The sequence below is a fragment of the Coleofasciculus sp. F4-SAH-05 genome (assembly GCF_040222985.1).
Lineage (GTDB): Bacteria > Cyanobacteriota > Cyanobacteriia > Cyanobacteriales > Coleofasciculaceae > Coleofasciculus > Coleofasciculus chthonoplastes.
Genome location: NZ_JAVKBY010000186.1, coordinates 36,454 through 46,637, shown reverse-complemented (window position 1 = coordinate 46,637; position 10,184 = coordinate 36,454). Strand labels below are relative to the sequence as shown.

General features: G+C 45.1%; 10 protein-coding genes. 5 read left to right on the top strand and 5 right to left on the bottom strand.

Annotation, left to right across the window (positions count from 1 at the left end):
- Positions 1 to 189: hypothetical protein (locus RIG27_RS21950; protein ID WP_446348676.1), on the top strand; the 189-nt coding region annotated here is incomplete at its 5' end.
- An 8-nt stretch (positions 190 to 197) separates the two neighbouring features.
- On the opposite strand, the gene RIG27_RS21945 is transcribed toward RIG27_RS21950, so the two are convergent.
- The 3 genes from RIG27_RS21945 to RIG27_RS21935 form a co-directional block, all read right to left on the bottom strand.
- A complete protein-coding gene (locus RIG27_RS21945) occupies positions 198 to 326 on the bottom strand; it encodes a hypothetical protein (protein ID WP_446348674.1) in 129 nt (42 codons plus the stop codon).
- Positions 304 to 1,719 carry an LCP family protein gene (locus RIG27_RS21940; RefSeq protein ID WP_446348672.1) on the bottom strand — a complete coding sequence of 472 codons (1,416 nt, stop codon included), beginning with the start codon at positions 1,717 to 1,719 and terminating at the stop codon, positions 304 to 306. Before RIG27_RS21940 ends, RIG27_RS21945 begins: the two co-directional genes overlap by 23 nt.
- A 242-nt stretch (positions 1,720 to 1,961) precedes the next feature.
- A complete protein-coding gene (locus tag RIG27_RS21935; protein ID WP_446348670.1) occupies positions 1,962 to 2,339 on the bottom strand; it encodes a hypothetical protein in 378 nt (125 codons plus the stop codon).
- 112 nt (positions 2,340 to 2,451) lie between these two features.
- On the opposite strand from RIG27_RS21935, the gene RIG27_RS21930 reads away from it, so the two are divergent.
- Entirely contained in the window at positions 2,452 to 2,655 is a 204-nt protein-coding gene (locus RIG27_RS21930; RefSeq protein ID WP_446348668.1) for a hypothetical protein, read from the top strand.
- A 377-nt stretch (positions 2,656 to 3,032) separates the two neighbouring features.
- On the opposite strand, the gene RIG27_RS21925 is transcribed toward RIG27_RS21930, so the two are convergent.
- Both RIG27_RS21925 and RIG27_RS21920 read right to left on the bottom strand, forming a co-directional pair.
- Positions 3,033 to 7,589 carry a CHAT domain-containing protein gene (locus RIG27_RS21925; RefSeq protein ID WP_446348667.1) on the bottom strand — a complete coding sequence of 1,519 codons (4,557 nt, stop codon included), beginning with the start codon at positions 7,587 to 7,589 and terminating at the stop codon, positions 3,033 to 3,035.
- Positions 7,590 to 7,760: 171 nt separating this feature from the next.
- Entirely contained in the window at positions 7,761 to 7,997 is a 237-nt protein-coding gene (locus tag RIG27_RS21920) for a hypothetical protein (RefSeq protein WP_446348665.1), read from the bottom strand.
- Between the two features lie 11 nt (positions 7,998 to 8,008).
- On the opposite strand from RIG27_RS21920, the gene RIG27_RS21915 reads away from it, so the two are divergent.
- The 3 genes from RIG27_RS21915 (at position 8,009) to psbV (ending at position 10,124) form a co-directional block, all read left to right on the top strand.
- Positions 8,009 to 8,218, top strand: coding sequence for a hypothetical protein (locus RIG27_RS21915; RefSeq protein ID WP_006100380.1), 210 nt, complete (start codon positions 8,009 to 8,011; stop codon positions 8,216 to 8,218).
- A 40-nt stretch (positions 8,219 to 8,258) separates the two neighbouring features.
- Positions 8,259 to 9,197, top strand: a complete 939-nt coding sequence (gene accD, locus RIG27_RS21910) for an acetyl-CoA carboxylase, carboxyltransferase subunit beta (protein ID WP_446348663.1) — start codon at positions 8,259 to 8,261, stop codon at positions 9,195 to 9,197.
- 438 nt (positions 9,198 to 9,635) lie between these two features.
- A complete protein-coding gene (gene psbV / locus RIG27_RS21905) occupies positions 9,636 to 10,124 on the top strand; it encodes a photosystem II cytochrome c-550 (protein WP_446348661.1) in 489 nt (162 codons plus the stop codon).
- The last annotated feature ends 60 nt before the right edge of the window (positions 10,125 to 10,184 follow it).

Genomic DNA, 10,184 nt, shown 5'->3' with positions numbered 1-10,184 from the left:
TCTCTGATGTGGGGTTTTTTAATTTCTCGGTTATTCGTCATTCGTCTTTTTAATTTTGTCTTTTGTATTTTGTCTTTTTTAATTTGTAATTTGTCATTTTTAATTCGTAATTTGTCATTTGTAATTTGTCTTTTGGTCGGGGGGGGTTTTGCTGCCAAGCTAGGGATAACAATCAATATTAGTCCCTAAACCCGCCCCTACAGACAGATGACAAATGACAAATGACGAATGACAAATGACAAATGACAAATGACAAATGACAAATGACAAATGACAAATGACAAATGACGAATGACGAATAACCTAGAAATTAAAAAACCCCTCATCAGAGAAATCCTGCTGTTCTAGCCAATCTTGACCCAACTGAATGGTCACATCGGAGGCGAGAGAACCCGTACTCTCGACCCGCACCTCACCAAATCCCAAATCAGCCCGGATAGCCGCAGCGCTGGTTTCGTCTCCTTTTTGGGCAATGATGCGTGTAACCTTTAAGGGTTCTGCCCAAGGTTCGCCGACATAATTATTTCGATAACCGGCTTCTCTTAGGGTACTGATTAGGGATTGAACAGCTTCTGAATTATCCGTACTATCTTGAATCGCCACCCGCAAATAAGCTGGATCAATATCGGAGAGTTCGCTATAACCTTGATCGAAATGTTGAGCCACCATTTGTCGAATCTGGCGGTGGTTTGGTAACCAGTAACTGACTTCATTTTCACCCGTGCCGTTAAACCGACCTGGAACCATTAACATTTGTACGTCAGACCGTTTACTATCAACAGCAAATCCAATCAAAGCCACCAATTCTTCAACGCTTAAGTTGGTGTCAATGTGAGACTGAATCACCGATAAAATTTTAGGTAGTCGGGCTAAAGTTGTAGGATTAAGGGCTTGCTCGATTAATGCCCGCATCAGGATTTGTTGACGCTGTACTCGACCGACATCACCATATTTGTCATAGCGAAAGCGCAAAAATTGCATCGCCTGATCGCCATTCAGATGCTGTTTACCTTGCTTAAGATTGATATAGAGGTGTTGAGAATCATCTTGATATTTCATATCCTTGGGAACATACACAGTGACGCCACCCAAGGCATCCACGAGCTTTTCCACACCTTGGACATTCACTCGCACATAACGGTCAATCCCTACACCGTCCAAAAGTTCACTGGCTGCCTTTGCCGTTAATGCTGGTCCACCATGGTAATTAGCCGCATTAATTTTAGTGACACCATACCCTTCAACGTAGGTTTGGGTATCACGGGGAATGGAGAGAACATTTAATTTTTGGTTATTAGGGTCAAACCGAACCAACAGCATGGTGTCGGAATGCCCATCAAAGGAATTGACGAGTGCATGGTAGCCTAACTCTTCCTCTGTCGGTTCATCCAAGTCAGAGGTAAGAACCTTCGTCCCCAATATCAAAATATTAACAGGTCGCGTCAATTCGGGCAGTCGCATACTATTGCGGGTCATACTACCCTTTTCACTAAAGACAGCTGCCTCATCATCACTCAGTTGGCTTTGCAGTAAAGGCATACTCGATAGCGAAACAGCAAGCATTGCCCCGGCTGTCGCGGATAACATGGCGACGCCAGTAAAGCCTAACCACAGCCAAAGCCAATGTCCTCGTTTAGCTTTAGTCGGTTTTTTTTTCGGCGGTTGACTCCTCTTTTTCTGTCCTGGGCGGGGTTGTTCGTAGGTTTTTCGAGCTGACACTTGGTTTCCTCACACACACATAAGCGATCAGGATGGGTTTGGGCAGATGATACACGCTGATGCCCTCATTGCTTACCCTAAGTTTGATTGAGAGAGTTTGACACAAACACTCCTATCAGGTTTTCTCACCGTTTGGGGCAAAACCAGGCAAATACGGCAAAAGATGAGAGCAGTTGATCAACTTCAGGCAAAAAGCCCGTCACCATTTTCCTATAACCGGACAACCCAAACGCTGAAATCGTTTACTCGGACAGATGCTTTCGCACTTTTCCTTCCGCCACCTGGCTAATCCCAGGCAGACGGGGTAACTTCCCTTGCCACAAGCGCACCATGAGCCAAACACTCACTAAAAAATACCCAGAGGTGAGCATGGTATTCATAAATAACAGGCGGAAGCTCCAGAACTCCGTGAGCTGCGCCCCTGACAATAATAAAATGTAGCCTACTAGCCAAGCGAAAGCCAAGGTTACAGACAAACGACTCACCGCTTGCTGTTCTCGCGTTCCTTGGCGACGGTAGATTGTCCACAGTGCCGGAAAAAAGCCGATCACAGGCAGCAGGTAGGCAAATAGCTGTAAACGTTGCAGGTTTTGATTGTCCAATGGGTCGAGTTGATTCATTGTGCTTTGATTTAAGGCATAAAAACCTGATCAGGTGGGAATTTGCTCATTGCTCATCAGTGCTAAAAAAAGGAATAATATCACAACCGCATACCAGGTAGCCTAAAAACGTATGGGTATTCAGTTCACTTTCATTATCAAAGTCTTAATTCTCGCCCTAGGCATTTCCCTGCTGATCAAGTACGCCAGTCCTAGTTTACCCCCTATTCCGGCAACATCCGGGAATGCCCTGATTGCCGTACTCACACCCGCTATAATTTTAGCGATCGCTCTTTTGTGGCGCTTCTGGAAATTTCATCAGCATCCGGTTGAGTAGTATAGCAAGTCGCTCTACTCGCTTTCATCGAGAAGCAAGCTACGTCCTTTGTAAGGGTTTGAGGGTTGTTTATATAACTTCATAATTTGAGTTTATTTCCGCTAACCTACTTAGTCAATACTCAGTCAGGGCGGGTTTTGCACAAACGTTATCATCAATAACCAAACGCAAGTCCCTAAACCCGCCCCTACAAATTTCAAACCAATGGCACTGAAAATTTGGATTTTGGGTTCACCGAAACCCTGGATATACCGTAGGACATCAGTCAAGAAACCGGGTTTCTTTGGGTGAAAGGTTAATATTGTTGTCATCCTCACGAGAAACCCGGTTTCTAGGAATACTTGACCAGAGACGTAGCAGGCTACGTCTCTACACCCTTACCAAGGACTTCCCACTAATGTAAACGCGCTCCAAAAATAAGGATGAGTCAACTCCTTATCCTCAATTCCCGCTAATTCTTCAGGTAAATCAATTATCCCATTAGGAGTAATCAATTGCCCATTTTCAATTCTAACTTTACCCTGAATCATCGCTAATTGGGTCTGTCGCAGCGCTTCGGCTTTAATCGGGACTTGCTTTAAGTTTTGATAAAAAGTGGTCATTAATCCCAATGTCCCCTCATCACTGACATACCAGAGACTTCCTAACGCTGATTTCACCCCCGCTTGTACCGCTAACCCAGTAAATCCTAACTCCGCCTCTTCATTTCCTAATGCGGTTCGACAAGCACTTAATACCATGAGTTCTACAGGTGGATTATGCAGTCCAAGTTGGCGAATTTGATCCAGGGATAGTCTCGTATTCCAAAATTGGATATAGGAATTTTCCGGTTGACCCGGTTTAAATTCACCATGAGTTGCCAAATGCACAATACCAAAGGGTTGAGACGCCCGTGCTGCTTTCAGATTTTCGGGAGTAAACGTAGAATTAAGGAATGATTCACCTTGCCATAAATTATCTGCGATCGCGGATAATTCCACAGGCACAGCCGGCAACGGATTTTGCTCCGTAAATTCCGACGCCCCCATTGCCAAAACTTGTAAATCCCTCACATCCACATAACGAGTATCCGTTAGCGACAAACTCGGCATAAACCCAATACTATAGCGTTCAACAATAAAACCATTGCCATCATGAAGCGCCGCCACAGGTAATGATCGCAAACCCTGATCCATAATAAAAGCCAAATTATTAATCTCCCTCTTTTGTAACTCCGCCTCCAAAGGAGCAATTAACCACTGATACAATTGTTGTGCGCTGGCAAGATACGGACGAGGAATGCGAGTATCCGTAACCGCACGACGGAAACCTTGTACCATTTCCATCACCCTTTTCCGACTTGCCCCCGGAACAACAAATCGCATCGGTTCCCCACCAGCCGTCACCAAAATCAACTCCAATGTATCCGTATCTTCCCAAACCTCCTGAGCCAAAAACATCTCATCCCAACCACCAACCCCCTCTGCGAACCTCTGCGCTTCCCTCTGCGCCCCTCTGCGTTTTCTCGTCTCAACTTCCACTCTCCCACCATCATCTCCAAAACCATCTCCTGGCACAAACACCGCATAAATCAGAGCCGGTTTCACCCCAGCCGCCTGTTCAATCTTTTGTAAAGTATTTTGAGCTTGTGTCAGTGTAATAATTGGCGTCTCACTTAACCCCCAATACTCTTCATACTCATTCGTAAACGCGGTTTCAGTTTCCGCGATCGGACTCAAAACTGGAGAAGTATCGCAGTCGCCAGGATTATTAGGACATACTGATAAATGCAATGTATGGTTTTGAGATAGACTGAGTGTTCTAACCGTTATAGCGGTTGCTATATCAGTCCCGAAATCCTCAGTGATATCCTCAGATTCATCTATATCGTCTGGTTCGGTATCTAAACAGTCGGGAGGGCAAGAACCTGTAATAAATTCATCCGTGATAATCTGAATATTTCCTGCGGTTTTATTCTCAGTAAACGATTGGAAAGGCTCAAGATTAGACTCGCCACTGCTAATCGCACCTGCTGTACCATTAATTGAGGCATTACCCACCTCAAACGCAATCAAACCCTGACCACCATGTTGGATAGTAATCGCACCTCCGCCGTTACCTCCGGCTGTAGAAATACTGGCATTTCTGCCATTTTGGTCAATGAATGTGTCGGTTATCTGGATGAATCCGCCAGCGGTAATGTCAACGTTTCCGCCTGTACCATTAATTCCGGCTTGGGTATTAATTGCGGTAACTTGAATATTATTTTCAGCATTAAGGGTAATGGAACCACCATCACCTGAACTTGAACTTGTGTCTAGGGATTGAGTCGTGATATCTTGACTGGCTGTTAGGTCAATAGTATTGGCAGTTATTGTATCATTGGCTATGATATTGGCGGCATTATTGACCGTCAATCCAGCAAGTTTTCTTGAGGTAGCCGTACCTGTTCCTGTGGTGTATTGAACTGCTACTTCATCAGGGGATAAGGCAGAGTTGTAAATTGCTACTTCGTCAATACTGCCCCGGAAAAAATTATCAACTGCGTTCCCCCCTCTACGTGCTAGAAAAAGTGGAGAATTATTTTGTGTCGGGCTATTTATAGTATCGGTATTCGTATCTTCTAGAATTCCATCAACATATAAAGAGAGTGTCGAACCCTCTTTGATAAAAGCAATGTGATGAAACTGTCCATCGTCTATGGATACTGTTGAGTTAACGGTAGGACTCAGATTTGTAGGAACACCATCATATCGCGCAGCAAGGATTTTTCCTGATTGGTAGAAATAGCGAATCACATAAGGGTATGGCTCGCCTCCACTCCATTTTTCAATGACATCCTTATCACCAGCTACCGTATCCAATTGTTCAGGCGACACTTTAATCCAAGCCGTTATCGTAAAATCCTCATTCGTGCCAAAATCAATAAAATCTGAATCCGGAATTTCTACATACCCTGTCGTACCATCAAAAAATGGGGCTGGATTAGCATCATCCACTAACGCCCCCTCTTGATTACGATTTACCCCACCAAAGTAAGTGCCATCTATATTGTTTCCAGACGAGTCAAAAGCCGTTTCCCCCTCTTCATCCAAACGCCAATATCCTACCGGATCATCTAACAGTACCGCCACATTATAAGGTAACGCTCCACCTACAGCACCATTAAACGTAATATTCCCGGTTCCAGCTTCTAAAGTTAACGTATCCGTACCTGGATTAAAGGCATGAAGACTACGATTAAATGTAATATCCCCGCCCACTGTAGAACCTGTGCTGACTGTCTGACTACTGCGAAGAATTACAGGTGCTTCAAAGGTGAGATTTCCACCATTTAAGTAAACTGAGGCATCCAAGTTTATGAACGCCGCCTCAAATGATAAATTGTTGCTGCTACTAGAATTAATATCACTGATAATATCAATATTTTTACTCGCAGCAATTGAGACATCCCCAGAATTTAATGCCGTTAACAGTGAATTAGCAGAAATCAGGAAACTCCCGCTACCTTCTCCCGACAGGATTTGATTATCGTCGAGTGCTGTATCATTGGTTCCAGTTGTGCCAATAATCACGCTAGTGGGATCTAATAATAACTGTCCCGCTTCACCCCCACTGCTACTTACATCGACAAAACCGTCAAAGGCTAACTGTTGCTGACTGGATATTTCGACAAAACCGCCGTTGCCAGAATTATGTCCGCCACGAGTGCTAATGTTGCCATAAAATGCAGTTTGCTCATCTGCCCAGATAATTACAGTTCCACCATCGCCTGCGGTTATAGCATCAGCTTTAATCGTAGAATTTTCATTAACTAATGTGATATCAGCATTCGGGATTATTCCTTCACCTTGATAGTCGCCACCAATGCGAATAGTACCACCGTTATTTGTACCGGATGCGTCAATATTGGCGCTGATTAATCCTACAGTTTTGCCAATAACATTTATCTCGCCGCCAGTTGCAGATGAAGGCGCATGTAGGGGCGCATAGACGTGCGCCCCCACTGGTGTTCCAGCATTTCCGATCTGGGAAACATCAATAGTGCCAGAGATAATAGTAACCTCTGGCTCATTAGGAAGAATTAATTCAGAATCCGTTAATTTCACCGTTTCGGCTGAATCTACCTCAACGCCTGTCTCCAGGTTTTCCTCTGTCCCCGTCAACAATTCAGCTAAATCTAATGGTGTAAAGGGGATAACTTCTCCCGAACTATTCACCAATGGTTCAACTTCCAAAGACAGCAATTGTCCCGGCTGAGAAATCTTAACCCGATGAGAACCCGGAACTGCTGCAATCGTAATTCTTCCTCCCGGTGCTGTCAGTTCTCCCGTATTAATCACTGTACCACCGAGTAAAGTTAAATTCTGACCCTGGGAGATAGCTAAATTTCCGGCATTAACAATACTTCCGGGCTGAGATACATCAAAAATAAACTGTTGCGGATTTCCGACTAATTGCTGATACTCATTTGTGCCAAAGGCATTGAACCAAAGATTCTCGCCAAACCCAATCCCTGTCGCTGTTGTCATCATAAAATCAGCCGGGACATTTAACTGGGCATTTTGCCCAAACACTATCCCCGCTGGATTCATTAAATATAAGTTGGCATTTCCCCCCGTCACCTGAATCAAGCCATTAATCAGCGAGGGATTTCCCCCCATCACTCGTCCGAAAATATTATTGAGGTGAGGATTTGCCAAAAAGTTAGCGGTTTCACCTGCATCTAAACCAAACTCCTGGAAACTGTGGAATAGATTGGTTTCGTCGCTTGACAAACTACCGCAATTAATGTTATGTATATTTCCCTGTTGGTCAATAATCGTACCCGTTCCATCGGAGGCTGGAGTAATTGATTGCGCCAGTGTTTCTGAACCAACAAGACTCGCCACTATTGGCAGAAGAATTGCTGGAGTAACAGACAGCCATCTCAAGTACCATTGAGCAGATTTCATGAAATACACCCAGACCTATTCGGTTGAATTTTACCCCCCCTGACAAGGGTTTAATCGATAAGCAAGAAAACGCTATAAAACGATACGATACTTTAAATTTTGTGATTTTACGATACTTTGGGATGGTTGGTGGAAATTAACTCAACACCCGACAAGTTCTGTCAACAGGATTTACGCACAAACGCCATTTATAGTAGGGGCACGGCATTGCCGTGCCCCTACAGGTAGTGCCTGTGCCGTAAAGAAAGCGTAAGTCCTATTCAAGCCTCTCCAACCCTTACCAATGACATAGCTGGCTTCGTTTCGGGAAGCGAGTATGACATAAGACGAATGACGAATGACGAATGACGAATGACGAATGACGAATAACGATCGCAAACGAGTACAATAACTCTTACTTGTGATCATCCTGCTTAATTTTGACCACCTGGATCACGCTGAAAACAACTCATACCCGCTGGGAAGCCGAGCTGATGCAGCAGGTTCTAGCAGCTCACGACATCCCTAGTCGGATTATTGACCAGGGTATCCCGTCCTATTTTGGGGCGGGAAGTCCGGCTGCGTTGCAAGTTCGCTCTTATGATCAATGGACAGCTTTGCTATTACTCAGTTCTCCAGACGAGGAATAAGCAGAAATATCGGATAATTATTAAGGAATTAAAACATTTCATGTCTTTATTTGACTGGTTTGCCAATCGACGAAAATCAGAACCGATTCCCCAACAACGACGGGAACGGGAGATTGCTGATGGATTGTGGACAAAATGTGAGGCGTGCGCGGTTCTCACCTATACTAAAGACCTGAGAGCGAATCAAATGGTCTGCTCTGAATGTGGTCATCATATCCGGGTATATAGCGATGAACGGATTCGCCAGCTTATTGATGGGAATACCTGGATACCCCTGGATGAGCAAATTCGCCCCACTGATCCGCTAAAATTCCGCGATCGCAAATCCTATACAGATCGGCTACAAGATTACCAAGACAAGACTAAACTCACCGACGCCGTGCAAACGGGGATCGGACAGCTTCATGGATTACCCATCGCCCTAGGCGTCATGGATTTCCGATTCATGGGCGGTAGTATGGGTTCGGTGGTGGGCGAAAAACTGACCCGCCTGATCGAACAAGCTACCCGCCAACGCTTACCTGTGGTGATTATATGCGCCTCTGGGGGGGCGAGAATGCAAGAAGGAATGTTAAGCCTGATGCAGATGGCGAAAATCTCTGGGGCGCTGGAACAACATCGTCAAGCTAACCTACTCTATATCCCGGTGTTAACCCATCCCACCACGGGAGGCGTTACGGCTAGTTTTGCTATGTTAGGGGACATTATCCTAGCTGAACCCAAAGCTACCATCGGTTTTGCGGGACGCCGAGTGATTGAGCAAACCTTGCGCGAAAAACTCCCCGACGACTTTCAAACCTCTGAATATCTACTCCAGTACGGCTTTGTCGATGCGATTGTTCCTCGCACCCAGTTGCAAAAGACGTTAGCGCAGCTTATCCGCCTCCATCAACCCTTCCCTACCTCACCTACTGTGGTTTCCCATTCTGAACCGATGACGTTGATGGCGAAAGGCGCTGATCACAAAACTGAGTTTTAAGGGGGGAGCGTTTTGTGAGTTTTTACCTATAAATCTTTGACGTAAAAAACTTCTTGAGAGAAAGGCGTCCCCAGGATGGCATCATATTCATAGTGAAGTGACTCAATCTCAATTTCGTCAGTCAATTATTATGGGGTTTGCAGACCGATCAAAGGTGGACATTACTGCCGAATACACGGTTCCCACAAAAAAGATACCCGATCCAGGTAAACCGTTGGGAATCATTGAAAGACTGAAAATGGGCGGCTTGTGCATTCCCTGTTTTCTGTGAAGAGTTCACTGAAAATCCGTAGTGTGACATCTTTAAACGTGCAGACTGTCGGTTTGATCCCCAGAAGTGGTTGACGTCGATGCCCTTCAGGTAGAGGATAAGCTACAGGTTGAGCAATTTTCATGCATTTAAAACGAATGAGCCAAATTTTCCAAGGAGAACCCCCAATGAAACGATTGATATTGCTGGCTGTGGCAATGGTATTGTTTGTGTTTCAAGTAGCGGTGAGTAGCGCCAGCGCTCTTGAACTCAGTGAGGACGTTCGCACCGTTCCCGTCAATGAACAGGGTGATACTACGGTTGTCAGCCTAGGCGAGTTCAAGACAGGTCAACGCCTGTTTAACGATACCTGTAGTCAATGTCATCTCGGCGGCAGAACCAAGACAAACCCCAACGTCACTTTAAAGATGGAGGATCTCAAAGGAGCATTTCCTCCGCGAGATAACATTGCCGCTCTCGTAGACTACATAAAAAACCCCACAACCTATGACGGATTTACAGAGATTTATGAGTTGCATCCTAGCACTCGCAGCGCAGATATCTTCCCGGAGATGAGAAATCTCACAGAAGACGATCTGGAGGCGCTCGCGGGTTATATTCTGATCCAACCAAAGGTTCAAGGTATCATGTGGGGAGGTGGTAAGGCTGTCAGCTAAGTCCGGATTTTTTTGAATGATGCATCGAAGGGTTGGAAGTAGACGATTAAACGGTTGGAG

Coding starts and splice junctions, on each gene's coding strand:
- RIG27_RS21925 (WP_446348667.1), bottom strand. CDS start 7,589: ATGAAATCTGCTCAATGGTACTTGAGATGGCTGTCTGTTACTCCAGCA.
- RIG27_RS21935 (WP_446348670.1), bottom strand. CDS start 2,339: ATGAATCAACTCGACCCATTGGACAATCAAAACCTGCAACGTTTACAG.
- accD (WP_446348663.1), top strand. CDS start 8,259: ATGTCTTTATTTGACTGGTTTGCCAATCGACGAAAATCAGAACCGATT.
- RIG27_RS21945 (WP_446348674.1), bottom strand. CDS start 326: ATGAGGGGTTTTTTAATTTCTAGGTTATTCGTCATTCGTCATTTGTCA.
- RIG27_RS21930 (WP_446348668.1), top strand. CDS start 2,452: ATGGGTATTCAGTTCACTTTCATTATCAAAGTCTTAATTCTCGCCCTA.
- RIG27_RS21920 (WP_446348665.1), bottom strand. CDS start 7,997: ATGATCACAAGTAAGAGTTATTGTACTCGTTTGCGATCGTTATTCGTC.
- psbV (WP_446348661.1), top strand. CDS start 9,636: ATGAAACGATTGATATTGCTGGCTGTGGCAATGGTATTGTTTGTGTTT.